The 20,263-nt window shown below is 70.2% G+C and carries 15 protein-coding genes; 2 read left to right on the top strand and 13 right to left on the bottom strand.

Going from position 1 to position 20,263, the window contains the following annotated elements:
- Nucleotides 1–29 precede the first annotated feature (29 nt).
- Together ACIA8G_RS05115 and ACIA8G_RS05110 are read right to left on the bottom strand one after the other, a co-directional pair.
- The gene (locus ACIA8G_RS05115; protein ID WP_396416963.1) at nt 30–521 is read right to left on the bottom strand and encodes an SRPBCC family protein; all 492 of its coding nucleotides are present in this window, start codon (nt 519–521) and stop codon (nt 30–32) included.
- A gap of 72 nt (nt 522–593) precedes the next feature.
- Nucleotides 594–1,190, bottom strand: coding sequence for a hypothetical protein (locus ACIA8G_RS05110; protein WP_396416962.1), 597 nt, complete (start codon nt 1,188–1,190; stop codon nt 594–596).
- 150 nt (nt 1,191–1,340) lie between these two features.
- Between ACIA8G_RS05110 and ACIA8G_RS05105 the strand changes: the two genes are divergently transcribed.
- The gene (locus tag ACIA8G_RS05105; protein ID WP_396416961.1) at nt 1,341–1,919 is read left to right on the top strand and encodes a TetR/AcrR family transcriptional regulator; all 579 of its coding nucleotides are present in this window, start codon (nt 1,341–1,343) and stop codon (nt 1,917–1,919) included.
- Nucleotides 1,920–1,933: 14 nt separating this feature from the next.
- Nucleotides 1,934–3,880 (top strand): ABC transporter ATP-binding protein, encoded by a 1,947-nt coding sequence (locus tag ACIA8G_RS05100; RefSeq protein ID WP_396417318.1) that lies wholly within the window; start codon nt 1,934–1,936, stop codon nt 3,878–3,880.
- 2 nt (nt 3,881–3,882) lie between these two features.
- On the opposite strand, the gene ACIA8G_RS05095 is transcribed toward ACIA8G_RS05100, so the two are convergent.
- The 11 genes from ACIA8G_RS05095 to ACIA8G_RS05045 all read right to left on the bottom strand — a co-directional run bounded on the left by ACIA8G_RS05095 (nt 3,883) and on the right by ACIA8G_RS05045 (nt 20,089).
- Nucleotides 3,883–5,244: an FAD-binding oxidoreductase gene (locus tag ACIA8G_RS05095; protein ID WP_396416960.1), complete on the bottom strand. Its 1,362-nt coding sequence runs from the start codon at nt 5,242–5,244 to the stop codon at nt 3,883–3,885.
- The gene (locus ACIA8G_RS05090; protein WP_396416959.1) at nt 5,241–7,106 is read right to left on the bottom strand and encodes an ABC transporter ATP-binding protein; all 1,866 of its coding nucleotides are present in this window, start codon (nt 7,104–7,106) and stop codon (nt 5,241–5,243) included. Before ACIA8G_RS05090 ends, ACIA8G_RS05095 begins: the two co-directional genes overlap by 4 nt.
- Nucleotides 7,103–9,982 (bottom strand): type 2 lanthipeptide synthetase LanM family protein, encoded by a 2,880-nt coding sequence (locus tag ACIA8G_RS05085; RefSeq protein ID WP_396416958.1) that lies wholly within the window; start codon nt 9,980–9,982, stop codon nt 7,103–7,105. Before ACIA8G_RS05085 ends, ACIA8G_RS05090 begins: the two co-directional genes overlap by 4 nt.
- Before the next feature lie 30 nt (nt 9,983–10,012).
- The gene (locus tag ACIA8G_RS05080) at nt 10,013–10,195 is read right to left on the bottom strand and encodes a DUF6229 family protein (RefSeq protein WP_396416957.1); all 183 of its coding nucleotides are present in this window, start codon (nt 10,193–10,195) and stop codon (nt 10,013–10,015) included.
- Nucleotides 10,196–10,236: 41 nt separating this feature from the next.
- On the bottom strand, nt 10,237–11,052 hold the full coding sequence (locus ACIA8G_RS05075) for a BTAD domain-containing putative transcriptional regulator (RefSeq protein WP_396416956.1): 816 nt from the start codon (nt 11,050–11,052) through the stop codon (nt 10,237–10,239).
- Nucleotides 11,053–11,153: 101 nt separating this feature from the next.
- Nucleotides 11,154–11,801, bottom strand: a complete 648-nt coding sequence (locus ACIA8G_RS05070) for a TetR/AcrR family transcriptional regulator (RefSeq protein WP_396416955.1) — start codon at nt 11,799–11,801, stop codon at nt 11,154–11,156.
- A gap of 17 nt (nt 11,802–11,818) precedes the next feature.
- Nucleotides 11,819–13,492 (bottom strand): allophanate hydrolase, encoded by a 1,674-nt coding sequence (locus ACIA8G_RS05065; protein ID WP_396416954.1) that lies wholly within the window; start codon nt 13,490–13,492, stop codon nt 11,819–11,821.
- Complete coding sequence (gene uca, locus ACIA8G_RS05060) at nt 13,492–17,076, bottom strand: urea carboxylase (RefSeq protein WP_396416953.1); 3,585 nt, start codon at nt 17,074–17,076, stop codon at nt 13,492–13,494. Before uca ends, ACIA8G_RS05065 begins: the two co-directional genes overlap by 1 nt.
- Entirely contained in the window at nt 17,073–17,753 is a 681-nt protein-coding gene (locus ACIA8G_RS05055; RefSeq protein ID WP_396416952.1) for an urea amidolyase associated protein UAAP2, read from the bottom strand. Before ACIA8G_RS05055 ends, uca begins: the two co-directional genes overlap by 4 nt.
- The gene (locus ACIA8G_RS05050) at nt 17,750–18,568 is read right to left on the bottom strand and encodes an urea amidolyase associated protein UAAP1 (protein ID WP_396416951.1); all 819 of its coding nucleotides are present in this window, start codon (nt 18,566–18,568) and stop codon (nt 17,750–17,752) included. Before ACIA8G_RS05050 ends, ACIA8G_RS05055 begins: the two co-directional genes overlap by 4 nt.
- Nucleotides 18,569–20,089 (bottom strand): APC family permease, encoded by a 1,521-nt coding sequence (locus tag ACIA8G_RS05045; protein WP_396416950.1) that lies wholly within the window; start codon nt 20,087–20,089, stop codon nt 18,569–18,571.
- Nucleotides 20,090–20,263 lie beyond the last annotated feature (174 nt).

Here is a 20,263-nt window from a genome sequence, read left to right as displayed (position 1 = left end):
TCGGTCCAAAGTACGAGACCCCGGCCCGGTCAGCCCTTTGCGTCGCGGACGTCGAGTCCCTGCTCGGCGAATGCCTTGAAGTCCTGCATGTGCTGTAGCGACTGCTTGCGGAAGGCGCCGGGCATCAAGAGCCCGACCAGCCGCATCACCACGCCGCTGAACCGGTACTCGTTCTCGCTCCGCCAGAGCGTCGACTGCGGACCGGCTTCGGTGAACCGTTCGCGCGCGGCGCTCCACATGCCGTCGCCGACGATCTCGCGTTCGAAGTGAACGACGCTGTCCCCCGGGATCCCGTGCAGGTCCACCGGTTCCCGGCGGGTGATGGTCTCGGTGCCCTCGAACTTCTGGTTACCCGTCTGCATCACGACTCGCGACACGGTGCCGACCTGCCCGTGCGTGCCACTGATCGGCTCGTGCAGCACCAGGCCCCGCAGCCACTTCGGCATCTGTGCCGGGTCTGCCAGCAGCTGGACCACTGTCTCCCGCGGCAGAGCGATCTCGATCGAGACGGTGTACTTCATGGCGGCGCGCTCCAGATTCTGGAATGGACGAGCGCACGTTAGCAGCGCTCGGCGCGCACCGATCTCGCCAAATCAGGTCTCGATCGGTGGGGAGAGCGCGCTCAGCCGCAGGCGCCACGCACCGCCGCCCGCTCGCGTCGACCGTCCCAGGTGGAACGCGTACCAATCGCCCCCCAGCGGCTCGAACCGGTACGCCTCGTCCCAGGTCGTCGCGGCGGGATTCGAACCTGGGCACCAGACGAAGCCCGCGGCTCGGGTCATGCCGGGATCGTTCGTGATGAAGAACGTGCATCCTTGATTCTTGTACCGGCCCCTGAAGGAGTAGAGGCCCACACTCGGAGGCGGTTTCGCACCCGGCACCGAGACAACCTTCTCCAACGCCGACCGGTGCAACGGAAACAGTGCCGGGCCGACCAGACCGGCCGACGCGGCCGCCCAGCTCGCCGCGCACAGGGCAGGCACGAGCAGCAACGGCCACCAGCGCCGAACGGGGTGGCCGACCTGACCCGCGCCCACCACCAGGCACAACCACGCCACCGTTGCCCAGCCAACTAGCGCAAGCGTCAGGACGGTGTAGTACCCGCCCGGCACCGCGACTCCGATGAGCAACAGGCACGTGGGCACCACCGCCACCGCGACCGGACACCACACAGACCGCCAGCCGGACATGTCGCACCCCCTCTGTCGATCATCAGGACGCCGCACGGACAGGGAGGTTCCAGGAGCCCCGGGAGCAATACTCACTTGACGGAGTGAGCACTCACTCCGCAGGCTGGGTACATGACACAAGCAGCCGAAACCCGGCGAAGAGCGCCGAGCATGAGCGCCGAGGACCGGCGCGCCATGATCGTGCACGCGGTGCTGCCGCTCCTGATCGAGCACGGCGCGAACGTCACGAGCAGCCAGATCGCCCGCGCCGCCGGCATCGGCGAGGGCACCATCTTCCGCGCGTTCAAGGACAAGGACGAGCTGTTCGACGCCTGCACGGCCGAGGCACTGCGGCCCGATCACGTGCTCGACGCGATCGCCGAGATCCCCGTCGACCAGCCCCTGGAGGACCGGCTCGTCGAAGCCGCCGAAGCGCTCGGCGCGCACCTCGAGCGAATGGGCGCGCTGATGAGCGCGCTGCACGCGTCCGGACGCGTCAAGCACCGCGACCCCGAACAACGCCAAAGGGGCACCTGGAAGGGTGGGCGCCGTGAGTCGATGGCCGCCATCCGGGGGGCGATGGTCGAGCTGTTCACGCCCGAAAAGGATCGGCTGCGGCTGCCGCCCGAGCAGCTCGCCGCCCTCTTCCTGACTTTGCTCTTCGGCGGCCGCCGACTGGCGACGGATGACGCGCCCACCACGCGCCAAGTGGTCGACTTCTTCCTGCACGGCGCTGTGGAGGCTGGATGATCCCGGGCGGCGGTGTGGAGTTCCTGCTGGGCCGGCGCGGCCGTCGGCGGCGCGCCACGACGGTGCCGGAGAGCGGGCTCACCGGGCCGGTCGACATTCCCGAACCGAAGCAGGAAGAGGGACCGAAGGATCTGCGCTCCCGGCTGAAGCGCGCGAGGACGTCCGTGGCGGGCACCGTGCGCGGTCTGCCGAAGGTCGCGAAGCTGACGTGGCAGGCCAGCCCGGTCCTGACCATCATCCTGGCGCTGATCACGGTCTTGTCGGGGCTCCTGCCGACCGCGACCGCGTACATCGCGAAGCTGCTGCTCGACTCCGTCGTCGCGGCGATCCAGCACACCGGCACCACGGGTGACATCGCGAAGGTCGCGTTGTTGCAGTTCGGCGTGCTCGCCGCGACGGCGATCAGCAGCGCGCTGACGTCGATCGCGCAGTCGCTGCTGCAGGAACGCATGACGCTGACCATCCGCCACCAGGTGATGGCGCACGCCAGCGACCTGGACCTCGCGTACTTCGAGGGCTCGACGTCGTACGACATGCTGCGTCAGGCCGCGCAGGAAGCGCCGACGCGGCCGCTGTCGATGATGAACTCCGCGCTGGGGCTCCTGCGGACGCTGATCACGTTCGGCAGCATGATCGCGCTGCTCGTCTCGATCAGCCCGCTGCTGGCCCTGGTCGCGCTGACGGCGCCGATCCCCGCGTTCATCTCACAGTCCAGGTACGGCTCCCGCGCGTTCTGGCTGACCTTCCTGATGTCGCCGATCAAACGGCGGATGGACTACCTGTCCTCTTTGGTCACGACGGACACCTACGCCAAGGAGACGAAGCTGTTCGGGCTCGGCCCGTACTTCGTCGACCGGTTCCGGCGGCTCGGCACCGTCTCCTACGAGCGACAGCGGAAGCTGACGATCAACCGCAACATCAGCTCGACGTCCTGGGGGCTGTTGAGCACGATCGCGGGTTCGGCGATCACGTTGTACATCGCGCTGGAAGCGGTCGGCGGACGGCTCACGCTGGGAGACCTGGCGCTGTACACGGCCGCGGCGGCGTCCGTGCAGGCGTCGGTGTCCGGGCTGTTCACGGCGTTTGCGGGGATGTACGAGAACAACCTCTACCTCGACACGCTGTACCGGTTCCTCGACACGAAGCCGGAGATCACGGCGCCGGCGTCGCCACGGCCGATGCCGTCCACAGTGGAGGGTCACATCGAGTTCGACTCGGTGACCTTCAGCTACCCCGGCGCCGAGGAGCGCGCGCTGGACGACGTCAGCTTCGAGATCCGGCCCGGCGAGACGGTAGCGGTGGTCGGCCGCAACGGCGCGGGCAAGTCGACGTTGTTCAAGCTGCTCTGCCGGCTCTACGACCCGACCGGCGGCCGCATCCTGCTCGACGGCGTCGACGTCCGCGAGTACGACCCCGTCGAGCTGCGCACGCGGATCAGCGCGATGTTCCAGGACTACGTGACGTACCAGGGCACGGCCGCGGAGAACATCGGCCTCGGCGACCTGACGCGGCTCGAGGACCGGCCGCACATCCAGGACTCGGCACGCCGCGCCGGGGCGGACGAGCGGATCGAGCGACTGCCGCAGGGTTACGACAGCCCGCTCGGCCGGTGGTTCGACCAGGGTGTCAGCCTGTCGGGCGGTGAGTGGCAGAAGATCGCGCTGGCCAGGGCGTTCCAGCGGGAGGCGCCGATCCTGGTGCTCGACGAGCCGACGTCGGCTCTCGACGCGCGGGCCGAGCACGACCTGTTCGCGCGACTGCGGGAGCTGTCGGAAGGCCGCACGACGCTGTACATCTCGCACCGGTTCTCGACCGTGCGGCAGGCGGAGCGGATCTTGTTGCTGGAGCACGGGAAGGTCGCCGAATACGGGACGCACGAGGAGCTGATGGCGGCCAAGGCCGGGTACGCCGAACTGTTCACGCTGCAGGCGAAGGCGTATCTCGACGAGGTGCCTGGCTGAGGTCAGATCGACTGTCTGAACCGGAACGCGCCGGTCGGGTCGTAAGCCCGCTTGACCTCGCGCAGCCGTTCGACATTGCTGCCGTAGTAGGCATGTTCCCATTCGGTCAGGTCCGGATCGGGGTAGTTCGGGTAGACGTGCCCGGTGCCGTGGGGATGCACCAGAGCCCAGCTCGACGTGGCCCACCGGCGCGCGGCCAGGCGTTGCCCGTCGGTGGCCCGACGGCCGGTCAGCACCGCGTGCCTGATCATGAAACGGGCATCGCGGTGCACGAATGCGGTGGCGTGCCTGGGGACTCGGCCGATCGCGCCTCGCCACGGCACGAACTCCAGCTCCCGGTGCTGGCCCTCGACCCGTTCGTGCACCAGACCTGCCACCAGTCCGGCGATGGTGTCGCGGGGCAACGGGTGGTCGAAGAACTCGGACTTCGTCACCCGCTGGCCAGGTCGCTCCCCCGGCGGCGGTGAGCCCAACGGAACCTCGGCGGCGGGCTCGCCGGCATAGGTGTGGTGGCGGGCAGCGGCTCGGCCGGTCAGCGGCGTCAGGGAGATCTCCGCGCCGGCGACCCTGTCAACGAAACCGGCGAGCCCTGCCCCGTCTCCGACTACGACGCCGAAAACCGTCACCGAAGGCTCTTCGTCGAGCGAGTCCGGCACGGTCAGCGCGACCTCCGCGTTGATCTCGTCCGCAGCATCGGGTGCCCACCGCTGCCACGCCTCGATCACGGCCGTCGCCTGGCGGTACGGCCACCGGACGCAGAACGAGACCAGCGCGGGAGCCGGTCGGGTGCGCAGCACGATCGAGGTGACCGCTCCGAAGTTCCCACCGCCCGCGCCGCGCAACGCCCAGAACAGGTCCGGCTCGTGGTCGGCGTCCGCCCGCACCGTCCTGCCGTCGGCGAGCACGACCTCGGCGGCCAGCAGGTGGTCGGCGCCGAGCCCGTAGAACCTGCTGAGCGGACCGTATCCGCCACCGAGCACCGCACCGGTCACCCCGACCGTGGGGCACCAGCCGCACGGCACCACCCGGTCGTACGAGGCCAGGTGCCGGGCCAGACCGCCGACCAGAACACCGGGCCCGACCGTCACAGTCCCAGCGCCCACGGCGATCGAGGTGAGGCCGCCCAGATCGATCAGCAGACCACGCGTCGACGAGTGATCGGCGAAGCTGTGGCCGCCACCGCGCAACGCGAAGGGCATCCCGCGGGACTGGGCGAACGTGATCGCTTCCGCCACGTCGGCCGGGTCTGCGCACCGCACGATCGCCTCGGGCAGCACCTCGTCGAGGCTGCGGGCGAACGACAGACGAGCCGCTGCGTAGCCCGGATCGCCTGGCAGCACGAGACCCTTCAGGTCGGCTGTCACGTCGCCGCGCCGGTGTACATCTCGACCTGCAGCCCGTACAGCTGCGCGTATCGCCCGCCCGCGGCGAGCAGTTCGTCGTGCGTGCCGCGTTCGACCAGACTGCCCTCGTGCAGCAGGTAGATCTGGTCGGCGTCGCGCACGCTGGCCAGGCGATGCGTGATCAGCACGACCGTGCGGCTGCCCGCGAGCTGCCGCAACGACTCGAACACCGCGTACTCGGCCTTGGCGTCCAGTGGCGCGGTGGGCTCGTCCCAGATCACCAGCGGAGCGTCCCGGAACAGGCCGCGTGCGACGGCCAGTCGCTGCCACTGTCCGCCAGACAGTTCGTGGCCGTCCCGGAAGTACTTGGACAGCAACGTCTTCCAGCCGTGCGGCAAGCCCTCGACCACCTCCGTGGCACGCGCCGCGTCGGCGGCCGAGTGCAACGCCGCGTCGCCCGGATCGGCGCGGTCGTGGCGGCCCACCCGGACGTTGGTCCTGGCATCGTGCGGCCAGCGGACCGGGTCCTGCAACACCATCACCAGCTGGTCGGCGACATCCGCCGGGTCGAAAGCAGAGATGTCCCTGCCGTCCCAGCACACCTGTCCGCTGCCAGGCCGGTACAGCCCGGCGATGATCTTCGCCAGGGTGGTCTTGCCTGAGCCGTTCTCCCCCACGAGCGCGATGATCTGTCCTTTGTGGATGGTCAGATCGATTCCGCTCAAGGCATCCACAGACGCACCCGGATACCGGAACCCGACTTCGCGCAACGTGATCCGGTCAGGAGCCGGCGGTGCCTCAACGACGGACGCCGAACGTCGACGCTCCCGTGCCGTGCTGAGGAACGACTGGTAGTCGCTGACGTAGAGGCTCTGTTCGAACAGCTCGTTGGTCGCACGCACCAGCTGACGGAGGGTCGCCGACGACGTCCGGATCGCGATCACCGCCGTGCCCGCGACCGCCAAGGGAATCCATCCGGCGTACAACAACAAGCCCAGCGCCACGAACGTCCCGGCGGTGGCCACCCCGGCACACGCCCTGCCGACGATCCCGGTCCTGGCCTGAGCGAGCCCGACCGCGACCTCGTGATCCCGCAACGCATCGGCGAGCTGCCGGTACTCGTCGAGCACGAACGCCTCGGCCTGACAGGCCCTGATCTCGGCCGCAGGTTCGCGATCGGTGGCCAGATCCGAGATCATCCGCAGCCTGCGGTTCAACGTCACCAGCCGGGTCATGCCCTCGTAACCCAGCCGGGCGGAGCGGAAGACCGCCCAGCCCTCCGGCACCAGGCTGATCAGCAGCACGGGCAGCAGCACCGGGTGCAGCACCCCGATGATCCCGGCGGCTCCCACCACGGCGAAGACCGCGCCGAGCAACGCGATCACGTTGGCGGTGGCCTGTTCGAGGTAGAACAGGCCACGATCGCGAGCCCGGTGCATCCGGTCGTAGAACCGGTCGTCGTCGAACGCGACCAGCTCGGCGTGCAGGCCGGCGTCGAACAACCGTTCCTCGGCCACCCGGCGCACCCCGGGCACCACCCGCGCCGTGGCCAGCGAGACGCCCGCGTCCATGGCACCGCGAGCCAGGTAGGCCACGATCACCAGCACCAGCGCCGGTACGGCCGCGGTCACCCGCTGCGTCGTGGGGCCCGCGGTCAGCAGTTCCTCGAGCACGCCGGTCGTCGCCAGCAACCCGAACGCCCCGGTCACGCCGGACGCCACCTGCAGCACGGCGATCGCTGCGGCGGACCGGGGCGCCGCCAGCCGGATCACCTCGACGACCGGTCTGCACGCCGCGGGAAACCGGCGGATGAGCTGCCACAACGAGAGCGGCCGGCCGGTGTCGTCGAGCCGCCAGTACGGGGACGCCAGCGCCTCGGTCATCGCCGGATCGGTCCGGGATCGGGCAGCAGGACGCTGGGCAGCGTGCAGTCCGGATGCATCCTCAGGAGCTGGTAGGCCACCCCGCCGAGCCCTGGCAGCAGGCCTGGCGAGAACGCCTCCCTGGCCATGCCGCTGATCGGGCCGTACTCCTCCAGGCTGCTGAGCACGTGAGCGTCCAGCGTCACCCTGTCCACGGGCCCCACCCCGGCGGCCAGCGCGGCGTCGATGACCTCCCACGCGCCGAGATCGCCGTGACAGAGCGTGTGGTTCCAGCCCAGCCCCGATTCCCAGCACACCGCGGCCGCACGCCGCAGCACGTCGCGCTGCCCGAGGTCGACGGCGACGATGCCGATCCCGCCCGCACCGTGACACCACGCCGACGCGGCCATGTCCGGCGAACGCAGGTCCCGCCAGCCTCCCAGGGCCGGATCGTAAAGCGATTCCTCGTAGGCGAACGCGGAATCCGCGCCGCGACGGTACGAGTCCTCACCGGTGACCGCGGCAAGCCGGGCGAGCACCCAGCCGATTCCGGTGGCGCCGTGGGCGAATCCCCCGATCCCTTCCGGGAACGAGGCGGTCGGCCAGCACCCATCAGCGGTGGCCGCGCCGATCAGCCGGTCGCCGATCTGACAGGCAAGCGCCGTCCATCGAACGTCCTCGGTCGCTTCGGCGAGCCGCAGCAAGGGAACCACCGCGCCGGCCATCCCGTGCAGCAGGTCGAACGACTCGTCGACGCGCGCGCCGTCTGCCACCTGCGCGGCCAAGGCAGCTGCCCGCTCGAGTCCTTCAGTCACCCCGAACCGGTGCAGCAGCAGCCATCCCCAGATCTGCGACCCGAGCCCGACGTAGCCACCCGGCGGCTCCGGGCGCATCGCAGCCGTGGCGGCGCGCTCCCGTGCCAGCTGGTCCTCCCCGAGCCGCATGGTGTGCACCACGGCGGCCAGCAGGGAGTCGAGACCGTCGACCTCGTCGGCCCGGCCCCCGTTCACCTCGATCTGGTACGCCGCAAGGAGAACCGCGATGCCCGTGAGACCGCCGTAGAGATCCGGGCCGAGTGGCGTGACCGCCCATCCGGTGGGGTTGAGCACCGGCGCGATCCAGGTGACGGACCCGTCCTCCGCCCGCAGCGCGTGATCCTGGACGGCGTGGACGATGTCGGCCGCCAGGGTGCGCCGACGACGGTCGAGGTCATCCGTGTTCACGGTCGTGGCGAGCAGGCGGCGGTCGTCCGGCAGCCAGCCCTCGTTCAGATAGGCACTCACCAGCGCGGCCTCCGCGACCTGCCGGTCGAGCACCAGGTCGTTGCGCCGCCACCGTTCCAGCGCGTCGGCGACGAGATCCACTGGCTTGCCCCAGGTGGTTCCGCCAGGGCCCGTCAGCACGCCGTCTCGGGGCGTCGTGGCGAAGAACGGCACGTCGCCGTCGAGCAGGTCCGCGATCTCCGCGTCGATCACCTCGGGGTCGCCGGGCGCGCCCGGCGCCGTCTCCGCCTGCTTGGCCAGCAGCCCGGCGGCCCGCAGCCGTGCGGCCGGCTCGTCGTGCAACGAGGTGGGGTGCCAGAGCATTCGACCCAGCTCGGCATACGCTTCGGTGGCACGGGCCACGACCCGCACCGGGCGGTCGGCGAACCCGGCCAGCAACGGTTCCAGCCCGCCTTCGCGGTCGATCTCCAGCAACCGCTCGCTCAGTTCGGTGAAGCCCTCGTAGATCCGCTGCCAGTGCCTGCCGAGCATCGGATCCGCACTGGGATGGTTGGCGGCCAAGGCGATCGGGGCCTGCACCAGCTCCACCCTGGCGAGGTCGGTACCACCGTCGACGACCATCGGAACGGGTGCCGACGGTTGCTGGCCGGGCAACGAGCCGATCGCGGAGGAGTCGACACCTCGCCAGCCGAGTGCCAGACCGCGGCCGGGGAGCAGGCCGGTCCGCAGCACCGTGCCGCCGACCAGGCTGACAGCGCGGTCGACGGCCTGCCCGTAGCCGGACGGCCTGCCGAGCTCGTGGACCGGGGTGAACAGGGTCTCGCAGTCCACGACGACGGGCACCGGGCCCGCCGCGATCAGGTTCTCCGCGTGCAGGTCGCTGCCACCGAGCAGGCGCATGACCGCGAGCCAGTGGCCCATCCCCCGGTAGAACGCGCGCAGCTCCCCATCGCCGGAGCAGTACCGGTGTCCGACGTGCGCGGCCCACCCGTAGCCGTCTCGCTCCAGCACCTCGGGGACACGGATCCGGGCGGGTTCGTCGGGCAGCAGTGCGGCCAACAGCCGGCCGAGCACCGCGTCGACCGCGACCGAACGCGGCTTGTAGACGACACGGCCGGCCGCGCAGGTCAGGATTGCCACCGTCTGCCCACCGCGGTGGCTGTCCCCCGCGCCGAACTCGACGGCGGTGAGCGCGCCGGGTTCTGTGTTGGATTCTGGGCCGAGCAACCCGGCTAGCGCGGCCCGGTCCGTGCTGAACCGGTGGGCCAGCCCAACGGCCGCGGCGCAGCGGTTGCCGATCACCGTCGACAACCGCTGCCGCAACCGCGGATAGTGCTCGTCCAGCGCCTCCCAGAACCGGGTATCGGTCGCCCCGGCCAGCCACTGCGCGAAGCGGGCCGCCGGATCCGGCGCGGTGAGCGCACCGGTGATCCTGGCCGCGTTCAGCTCGAGCACGAGCACTCGGCAGACCTTGCGGTACACGGTCTCCCGCAAGGTGACAGCGGTCGCCCGGTGCACGACCTCCCGCTCCTGATCGTCCAGACCCGGTACCTCCGTGAGCTCGGCGGCCAGTCCGGCCAGCGCGGGCTCGATCAGGGGTACGAGGGCCGGGCCGAACTCACCGGCCAGTTCGTCGGGGAAATAGGCCGGATGCGGTTCATCGTTCAGCAGCATGGACGCCGTGCTCCTTTGTGGACTACCGACTCAGCAGCACTGCCGGCCCTGCGAGTACGTGCACACCGTGCCGCACTTGCCGGAGTGGCCGGTCATGGTGAGCTCGTGCTCGGCGTACTCGCCGCTGGGGAACAGCGGTCCGGCCGGGCCGTCCTCGCCGGCACGCCAGCCGGCGACGATGTCCGCGGCGCGTTCCTTCATGAGCGTGGTCATCCTGTACTCCTTCGCGATCAGTCGGCTGACGCCGAATGCCGTCAGCATCCGTACGGCCGTTGCAGTTCCGTTGCAGAACTGCCCCGGAGGATCGAGAGGTGCAGGTCGCGCGTCAGCGGAGCCGGATCGATCCCCAGTTCGTCGGTCAGTTCGGTGCGCAGCCGCTGGTAGGCGAGCACCGCGCGGGCAGGTTCGCCTGCCGCCACGTACGCCTCCATGAGCGCGCGGTAAGCCGCTTCGTCGAGCGGGTCCGCCGCGATCGCGATCTCCGCCACCGTGCGCGCCCGCTCGGGATCACCGGTGCGCAGCGCACCTTCCGCCGCCACGTGCCACGCGCGGCGCAACAGTTCGGCGTGCCAGCGCCGGGCCTGTTCGACCCACTCCCCTGCCGGCTGATCCGTCAGCACCGGTGCCCCGCCGATCAGCCCCAGAGCCCGATCCGCGGCACGGCGGCTGTCCCGCGGGTCACCCGCCCGCTCCGCCTCGATGATCAGCAACTCGGCGTCGTGGACGTCGACTCCCACCGCCTCACCCAGCCGGTAGCCCGAGCCCGCACCGACGATCACCTCCTGCCCGAACCCGGCGCGCAGACGACTCACCAGCGTGGCCACCCCCGCGACCGGGCGTCGTGGCGGACGATCACCCCACAGCGCGTCGGCGACGACGTTCACCGTCACCAGCTGTCCGCACCGCAACCCCAGCACCGCCAGCAACGTGCGTGCCTTGCGACTGCCGATCTCGGCCGCGACGCGTGTCTCGCCCGCGCGGCACATTCCCGTCTCCCCCACCAGTCGCAGACACCAGCCGGCCGCAGGCTTGCGCCGGGTCAGGTGCCGCGCGGTACCAGATGCATGCACAGCCCCCGCCTTCCAGAACCGTTCAGGTCAGGATGCAGGCACCGATTCGGGAATTGTTCGGGAACGATTGCACGCCCAGGAAACTGCCGGTTCAGCTCGCGCTACGCCAGGGCTGCGGCGGCCGTTCGCGCGGCGGCGATCCCCCGTTGACCGACTCCGCACACGCGCAGGCAGGCTTCGGCGATGGCGTGGCAGTCGGACGTGCCGGGCACGCGGGTCCGCCGTTGCTGGATCACCACTTCGACGAGCTGGATCAGCATTTCCCCCCGACGTGTACCCGCGGCCGACGCCGGGTCGTCGCCGGCGATCCTCGCGCCGAGACGGGCGTAGACGTCCTGGAGTGCCGCGCGATCCTCGCGGAACAGGTCGTAGCGCTCCAGTTGCACTTCGGGGAGCAGGTAGAGCATTCCGATGTTGTGCGGTGCCGTCGCGAGCGTGTGTGCGTCGGCCACGGCCAGTGCGTAGAGCGCGGGCTCCGCGGCGGCACCTTCCAGGGCGCCGGCGATCTCCAGGCTGGGCCGCACGGAGATGCGCAGCAGCTCCAGCAGGATCTCGTCCTTGCCCGCGAAGTGGTAGTAGAGGGACGCCTGCCTGATCCCCACGCTGTCGGCGATGGCGCGGGTGGAGGTGGCGGAGAACCCCTGGTCGACGAAGAGCGCGGCGGCCGCTTCGAGGATCTGCTCGCGTGGTGACCGGTCACCACCGTCGTCGGGCGCGTGGCGCGGACGGCCTGGACGAGGGCGGGTCACCGCGCCATTGTCCCTGATCATGGTCGTGCCGCGAGGTAGCCGCGCCATCCGCCGAACTCGGTGATGTCCTCGGTGCCCTCGAGCGCCCACGGTTCGGCCAGAAAGCCTGAGACGCTGGAACCGTCGGAGAGCTCGACGGTGCCGATGACCATCGGTGGCGGCACCGCGGCGACGAAGGTGCCGAAACCTGCCGCCGGCAGCCGCCAGACCTCGCCCTCGACACCCGAACCGCCTTCCGGCACGCGAACAAGGCCGGGCTTGGGCGGTGTCGTGGCCAGTGCCCGCAACCGGTACGTCTCGGCGGTCCGGGCCGGACGGACCAGGGAACCGCCGGCCTGCACCAGCTGGTTGTTCAGGGGCTGGCCGCTGAGGTGCGCGCCCACGACGAACAGCTCGAGCGAGGGTGCGAGCAGGCTCTCCGCGAGCCGGGCCAGGGCGCGATCGCTGAACGCGGGACCGGTGAACATCACCCCGAACGGCAAGCCGTCGACGAACCCCGCCGGCACCGCGAGCGAGGCGAGGTCGAGCAGGTTGGCGAAATTGGTGAAGCGGCCCAACCGGCTGTTGACGCCGATCGGGTCGGCAGCCACCTCGTCCAGCGTGGGATGGCTGGTTGTGGTCGGGGTGAGCAGCGCGTCACACCCGGCAAGCAGGGCCCGTCCCGCCGCGCCGAGACGGGCGAGCGTGGCGGTGTCCTCGGCCCACTGCGCGGCCGACGGAGCCGCTCCCGCCAGGATGATCGAGGCCACGGTGGGGTCGAGGTCGGTGCCGATCAGGTCGCGGTGCGACTCGATGTGGGCGCCCACGGCGGCGTAGCGCTCGGCGACGAACGCGCCGCCGTACAACAACTTCGAGGCTTCCAGCAGCGGTGCGACGTCGACCTCGACGATCTCCACTCCCCCGGCGGCCACGCTCGCCACCGCGGCCGCGAAGGCCTCGCGCCAGCCGGGTGCCATGTCCGCCAGGTGTTCGCTCGTCGGCACGGCGACCCGCGGCCTCGGCGGGAGCACGACGTCCGCGCGGGCTTCGCGGGACAGCGGATCCGCCGCGTCCGGCCCGGACATGAGCTCCGCGGTCAGCCGCGCGAGGCCGAGATCGCGGGCGAAAACCGTGACGCAGTCCAGGGAGTAGCACGCGGGCACGACACCGGTGACGGGGACGAGCCCCTTCGTCGGCTTCACCCCGATGACACCGTTCAGCGCCGCCGGGACTCGGCCGGAGCCCGCGGTGTCGGTGCCCAGCGCGGCATCGACGATGCCGAGCGCGACGGCGACCGCGGAGCCCGCGGAGGAACCTCCGGAGATCCTGGCCGGGTCCCAGGCGTTGCGGACCGCGCCGTACGGGCTCCTGGTGCCGACCAGTCCGGTCGCGAACTGGTCGAGGTTGGTCTTCCCGACCACCACAGCACCCGCAGCCCGCAGCCGTGCGACCGCCGTGGCATCGGCGTCCGGCCGGTAGAGGTACGAGTGCGCGGCCGCGGTGGTCGGCAGCCCCGCCACGTCGATGTTGTCCTTGACCGCGATCACCTTGCCCGCCAGCGGGAGGTTCTCGCCCGCGGCCAACTGCGCGGCGATCTCCTTCGCCTCCGAGACCGCGTCCTCGCGGTGGCGCCGCGTCACCCAGATCTCGGACCGGTCGACCACGTCCATCCGGTCGTACGTCGCCTCGACCGCGGCTACCGGATCGGGCATCACGGCCGCACCGCCGCGAGGATCTGGCCAGGATCGACCTGGTCGCCGGGACTCACGTAGAGCTCGACCAGCCTGCCCGTGACGGGTGCGGTCACCTTGGCCTCCATCTTCATCGTTTCCACGGTGAGGACCGGATCTCCTTCTCCCACCAGCGTTCCCAGCTCACCGACGAGCCGCCACACGGTCGCGGTGAACGGTGCGGTCACGGCGACTGTGCCTGCGGGCAGCGTCACCTCCTGCGCGGTGACCTCCGCCGGTTCGTCGTGCCGGTCGAACTCACCGGCGAGACGCCAGCGTTGCTTCTCCGCTTCGAAGGCCGCCGTCTGCTGCGCGCGGAAAGCCGCGATGTCGTCCGCGTTGTCGTCGAGGAACCGGAGGTGGTCGGCGATCGAGAACGTTCCGTCGATCGTCTCGAAGTCGCCGCGTCCGGCGTCGGTCTCGGCGCGGAGCTCCAGCAGTTCGTCCGCTTCGACCGGGTACCACTCGATCCGGTCGAAGAAGCGCAGCGCCCACGGATGCTCCGCGAACAACCCTCCACGGCGGTAACGGTTCCACACCTGCACGGTGCGGCCGACGAACTGGTAGCCGCCGGGCCCTTCCATGCCGTAGATGCACAGGTAGGCGCCGCCGATGCCGACCGAGTTCTCCGCCGTCCACGTCCGCGCGGGGTTGTACTTCGTCGTCACCAGCCGATGCCGGGGATCGAGCGGCGTCGCCACCGGGGCGCCGAGGTAGACGTCACCGAGGCCCAGCACCAGATACGAGGCGTCGAACACCGTCCGGTAGACGTCGTCCACCGACTCCAGACCGTTGATGCGGCGGATGAACTCGATGTTCCACGGCGTCCACGGCGCGTCCGAGCGCACGCCGGCCATGTACCGCTCGATCGCCAGTCTCGTGGCGGGGTCGTCCCAGCTCAGCGGCAACCGGACCGTCCGAGACGGCACCACGAGATCCTGCGTGGGCGGCACCTCGGCTTCGAGTTCCTGGAGCAACCGTGCGACGTCCGAGGCCTTCAAGCGCGAAGGATCGGTGTGGACCTGCAACGAACGGATGCCGGGGGTGACGTCGATGACGACGTCCAGACCATGTACCGCAATGGTTTCCTGGAGTGCGTGCACGCGCATGCGCAAGGCGAGGTCGAGTTTCATCGGCCCGTACTCGACGAGCACGTTGCTGTCGCCGTCACGGCGATAGGTCACGGACGGCCGGTCGTCCGTCTCCTCCAGCCGGCCCAGGACGCCGTCGTCATCGTCGCCACCAGCGGACACGACGTACGGCCCGGAAGCGTCAGCCTCGCGCACCCGTACGAAGCGCACCGTGTCGCCGGGACGCAGTTGCCCGACCTTCCACAGGTCGCCGCTCGCGACCACGGCCGGGCAGACGAACCCGCCCAGTGACGGCCCGTCGGGACCGAGGATGACCGGTGTGTCGCCGGTGAAGTCGATGGCGCCGACGGCATACGGCGTGTCGTGGATGTTCGACGGATGCAGCCCCGCTTCACCACCGTCGGGCCTGGCCCAGGCCGGCCTGGGTCCGATCAGCCGGACACCGGTGCGCGCCGAGTTGTGGTGCACCTTGAAATCGGCCGCGTAGAAGGAATCCAGGTCCGCGCGGGTGAAGAACTCCGGTGCCCCGTGCGGTCCTTCGGTGACCGCGATCTGCCACGTGCTCGTGAGCGCGGGACGGCGGTGCGCCGGCGTCGGGCCACCGATCGTGGTCAGGCCCGGGTTCTCCGCCGCGTCCGGTGAACCCAGGCGCAGCACGTCACCGGCGAGCAGCGCACGACCGGCGTGACCGCCGAACCCGCCCAGGGTGAACGTCGCGGCGCTGCCGAGGTAGGCGGGCACGTCGATGCCACCGCGCACCGCGAGGTAGGTGCGCAGGCCAGGACCGGCGGCGGTGCCGATCCTCAGGGTGCCGCCGGCGGGAACGTCGACCGGTTCCCACTGCGCGACAGGCTTGTCGTCTACAAAGGACTCCACGGGCGCGCCGGTGAGACAGACGACGGACGGCACCGAGAACCTCAGCGTCGGCCCGGCCGCCGTGATCTCCAAGCCCGGCGCGGTGGCGGGATTGCCGACCGCGAGGTTCGCCTCCGTCAGCGAGACCGGGTCGAACGGACCGCTGGGCGGCACACCGACCTGCCAGTACCCGACCCGGCCCGGCAGGTCCTGCACCGTCGTCATGGTCCCCGGCACGAGGACGTCGACGCGGGGATCGGGATCGGCGGTGCGATCGAGGGTGGACGTCGAGTGCACGGCGGCCCGCACGTCGTCGGAGCCGGTGAGTGCGCGCAACAGCCCGAGGTTGGTGACGACGCCGTCGACGCGCGATCCGTCCAGCGCCTCACCGAGGAGGTCCAGTGCGGCGTCCCTGGTGGGTCCCGCGGCGATCACCTTGGCCAGCATCGGGTCGTAGTGCGGCGAGACCTCCAGCCCGGTCTCGATCCAGCCGTCGACCCGGACCCCGGCAAGATCATCGGGGAAGACTGCTCGTGTCACCAGCCCCGCCGACGGCAGCGACTCCTTCGCCGGATCCTCTGCGTAGACGCGGGCCTCGACGGCGTGCCCGTCCGGCACCCACGGATCCTCGAAGACGCGATCCGGCAGACCGTCCGCGCCGTCCCGGGCCAGCCGCAACATCAGCTCGACCAGGTCGACGCCGAAGACCATCTCGGTCACCGGGTGTTCGACCTGCAGCCGCGTGTTGACCTCCAGGAACGACGCCTTCTGGCGGACCGGGTCGTAGATGAACTCGACGGTGCCGGCACTGCGGTAGCGCACCGACGCGGCCAGGTCCCGCGCCGAGGAGTGCAGCTCGGAGCGAACGTGGTCGGGCAGGGCCGGAGCGGGTGCCTCCTCGACGACCTTCTGGTTGCGGCGCTGCAACGAGCAGTCGCGGTCGCCGATCACCGCGACGCGGCCGAGACCGTCACCGAAGAGCTGCACCTCGACGTGACGAGCCGGGCGCACCAGCCGTTCCAGGAACACCCCCGCGGCGCCGAAGTTCTGCTGTGCCAGCAAAGCGACACGCTCGAACGCCTCGCTGACCTCGTCGGCGGTGGCGCAGGCCTGCATGCCGATGCCGCCGCCTCCCCCGGTCGCCTTGACCATCACGGGCAGCCCGATCCGTTCGGCCGCGGCCACCGCCTCGTCGGCGGACGACAGCAGCCCGGTCCCGGCGAGCATGGGCACGCCCGCGCGGCGCGCGATCTCCCGGGCGGTGTGCTTCTCCCCGAACGCGGCGATCTGCTCGGACGCCGGGCCGACGAACCGCAGGCCCGCCGCCTCGACATCACGAGCGAACGCGGCGCTCTCGGACAGGAACCCGTAGCCGGGGTGGATCATCCCAGCACCGCTGGCGAGCGCGGCCTCGATGATCGCGTCGGCCCGCAGGTAGCTCTCCCGCGCGGGAGCGGGACCGAGCCGGATCGCGGTGTCGGCCTCCCGCACGTGCGGCGCGGCGCGGTCGGCGTCGGAGTAGACCGCGACCGCCTTCATGCCCAGCGCGTGCGCCGTGCGGATGATCCGGCGCGCGATCTCGCCCCGGTTGGCGACCAGCACGACGTCGAACGACGTCATGGCGCCACCACGATCATGCGCAGCGGCGTCGGGTTGAAGTCGTTGCACGGGTTGTTCATCTGGGGGCAGTTCGAGACCAGCACGAGCACGTCCATGTCGGCACGCACCGCGACCCGCTTGCCGGGCGCGGACATCCCGTCGACGATGCCGAGCGCGCCGTCCGCCTCGACCGGGACGTTCATGAACCAGTTGAGGTTGGACACGAGGTCGCGCAGGCCAAGGCCGTGTTTCTGGCCCTCGGACAGGAAGTTCTCCCGGCACCCGTGGTGGAACATGACGTGATGGCCGTACCGCAGCGTGTTGGACTCCTTCGAGCAGGCGCCGCCGATGGTGTCCTGCCGGTCGATCTCGTTGCCGACGACGGTCATCAGCGGGCTGCCCAGGTTGCTGCGCAGCACCGTGCCCGTGCGGACGTAGGCGTTGCCCTGCCAGGCCAGCGTGTCCGGCACGCTGTAGCGCTCCTCGGTGTCCGCCGCGTTGTAGAGCAGGCAGTCTCCCGACTGGTTGCCGCCGACGTCCACAATGGTCAGAACGTGGCCTGCCTTCACCACAGCGGACCAGGAAGTGTTGGGAGCGACCCGTTCGTCCAGCAGCAACTCGCCCGCGACGAGTGACTCCGACCAGTCGAGGGGCGAGTCGGGGGCGAACGTGGCCCCGACGGGAACCGAGCTGGTCACAGTCCTCGTGCCTCCGCGTAGTCGATGGTGTTGAGGTAGGCCCGGTGCAGTTCCGGCGTGGCGTGGAAACGCTCGTCGTCCGGCCCGGTCGGTCCGGCCCGCCAGGCGTGCACGCGGAGAGGGCCGACCTCGTAGTCCGGGCGAGGGTCCAGCGGGTGCGGCACGTTGGCCACCAGGATCAGCAACGGCAGTTCTGCCAGCAGTTCGACCGAGGTGCCCTCCCCCGCCGATCCCTTCCACTCGAAGGCTCCGTCGGCGTCGACCTGGATTCCTTGGAAGAAGGACACACTCGGCGGGAGGTCGCGCGGCGTGAGTCCATGTTTGGCCGCGGCCTTGACGAACAGCGAACGGCCCGCCGGGGACGGCCCTTCCGGCCTGGCGTCGCCGTACTTCTGCTGGTTCCACGTCTCGGTGCTCGTTCCGCAGAACGCGTCGTGGTGTCCGGACGTGTCGTCAACGATCGTCGCGAGCACCCGGCCGTCGCCCGACAGCAACGGGTGCCCGGCGCCGAGGTACGCCTGCCAGGGGATCTTCATGGTGTCCGCGACGTTGAGCCGCTCGACCGGTTCCAGCGCGTTGTAGACGATCACGTGCGCGCACGCGTCACCAGCGGGGTCGTCGAACCTGATCCGGGTGCCCCTGGCGAGCACCTTGTGCGTGTATCCGCCAGGGGCAACGGTTTCCGCCCAGGTGAGCGCTTCCACTCCCGCAGGCCGATACGGGCTCGACGACGCCGGCAGGTAGGGCATCCAGTCGCTCGTCTGCCCGCCTCGTGCGCGAGCGTCCGCCCTGGCGTTGAGAACGGAGTCGGTCACTCAGGCCTCCTGTGCGCTGTGCGGGACGTGACGCAGCTCGATCCGTCCGTGCACCCGGTGTTTGAAGAGGAGGTACCCGGCGCCCGCCGCGAGACTGAGAGCGACCACGAGCAGTGCACTCCAGCGCAGCCACCAGGTCTCACCGGTGAGGTCGTAGATCTCCGGGCGCGGCCACAACAGGTTGACCGCCATGCCGATCTGGTAGACGACGGCGAGGGCGTTCAGCGGAATGCCCCAGCGACCCAGGCTGAACAGCGGTTTTCCTTGCTCGTCAACGCCTCTGGGCCAGGTCTTGCGGAACCGGAGGATGAGCATCGGGAGCGTCACGCCCAGGTACGCGAGGTAGAGCATCGCGATGCAGAGGCTCGACAGCGCGGTGAAGATCGCGGACTGACCGATGTTGACCACGAGTGCGATCGCCGCACCGACGCCGACCACGATCGAGGCGCCGACCGGGGTGCCGGTGCGCGGCGACACCTTGCTGAGCTGCCGGTGGAACGGGAACGCCTTGTCCCTGGCCATCGAGTAGATCATCCGCGCGCCGGCAGTCTGGATGGCCAGCGTGCACGCGAACACCGCCACGGCGACACAACACAGGAACAGGCGGCCCAGGACACCGCCCAGGCGTTCGGTGAGCACCCACGAGAGCCCGCCGGTCGCCAGGTTGCCATCGGTCAGACTCGGTGCAGCCATCAGCGCGCCGATGATGAGCAGCGCTCCACCGATGGCGGACGCGATGAGCGCGTGCAGGATGGTCCGCGGGGTCGTCCGCCGCGGCGAGTGGGTCTCCTCGGCCAGTTCACCCGCAGAGTCGAACCCCACCATCACATACGCGGCCATCAGCGCCGAGGCCAGGAATGCCGGGAGATAGCTGCCGTCGCCTGCCCAGCCCTCGTGCGTGAACACGACCCCAGGACCACGCTCGGGCAAGACGAACAGGGCGAACACCAACGCGATGACCGCGACGATCTCGATCGTGACACCAACGCTCGTGGCCGCGGCCATGTGCCGGATCCCGGCGATGTTCACGATCGTCGTGATCACGAGCAGGATCACGCCGAGCAGGACCGCGTTCTGCGCACCGGTCGGCGAGCTCACCGCGGAGTCCGCACCGGCTCCTCCGACGATCTGGAACCCGGACCAGATGCTCGGCAGGACGACCTGGATCGCGATCGCGGCGGCCGCGACGGTGAGGATCTGCCCGATGACCATGACCCAGCCGGCGAACCAGCCCGCGGTCGTCCCCGCCAGACGGCCCGACCACTGGAAGATCGCGCCCGAGACCGGCCACCGCGCCGCGAGCTCGGCGAAGCACAGGGCCACCAGCAGCTGCCCGGCGAAGACCAGTGGCCAGGCCCAGAAGAACGAGGCGCCACCGAGCCCGAAGCCCAGCCCGAAGAGCTGGAACACCGTGGTGAGGATCGAGACGAAGGAGAACCCCGCCGCGAAGGACGAGAACGTTCCCACTCCCCTGCGCAGCTCCTGGGCGTATCCCGGGGTGTCACTGAGAGACGTGCTCATGGGTCCTCCGAGAGACCGGGCGGAATATCTGTCGATCGACAGGTATGACGGTGGCGCTCCGGTATTTCGCGGATCGATGGCACTGCGTAAATTTGCGGTAAACCATGCTTGTCACGGTGCCATAACGGGCAAGCGCTTTCCGCGGAACCGACCCGTGACCAAATTAGGCCAAAT

Origin of the sequence: Lentzea sp. NPDC051213, from assembly GCF_044455585.1 — a bacterium.
GTDB lineage: Bacteria > Actinomycetota > Actinomycetes > Mycobacteriales > Pseudonocardiaceae > Lentzea.
Note: the sequence above shows the minus strand (reverse complement) of the source record. Positions and strands in the feature narration are given on the sequence as shown.

Coding starts and splice junctions, on each gene's coding strand:
- ACIA8G_RS05115 (WP_396416963.1), bottom strand. CDS start 521: ATGAAGTACACCGTCTCGATCGAGATCGCTCTGCCGCGGGAGACAGTG.
- ACIA8G_RS05110 (WP_396416962.1), bottom strand. CDS start 1,190: ATGTCCGGCTGGCGGTCTGTGTGGTGTCCGGTCGCGGTGGCGGTGGTG.
- ACIA8G_RS05105 (WP_396416961.1), top strand. CDS start 1,341: ATGAGCGCCGAGGACCGGCGCGCCATGATCGTGCACGCGGTGCTGCCG.
- ACIA8G_RS05090 (WP_396416959.1), bottom strand. CDS start 7,106: ATGACCGAGGCGCTGGCGTCCCCGTACTGGCGGCTCGACGACACCGGC.
- ACIA8G_RS05085 (WP_396416958.1), bottom strand. CDS start 9,982: ATGCTGCTGAACGATGAACCGCATCCGGCCTATTTCCCCGACGAACTG.
- ACIA8G_RS05080 (WP_396416957.1), bottom strand. CDS start 10,195: ATGACCACGCTCATGAAGGAACGCGCCGCGGACATCGTCGCCGGCTGG.
- ACIA8G_RS05065 (WP_396416954.1), bottom strand. CDS start 13,492: ATGCCCGATCCGGTAGCCGCGGTCGAGGCGACGTACGACCGGATGGAC.
- uca (WP_396416953.1), bottom strand. CDS start 17,076: ATGACGTCGTTCGACGTCGTGCTGGTCGCCAACCGGGGCGAGATCGCG.
- ACIA8G_RS05045 (WP_396416950.1), bottom strand. CDS start 20,089: ATGAGCACGTCTCTCAGTGACACCCCGGGATACGCCCAGGAGCTGCGC.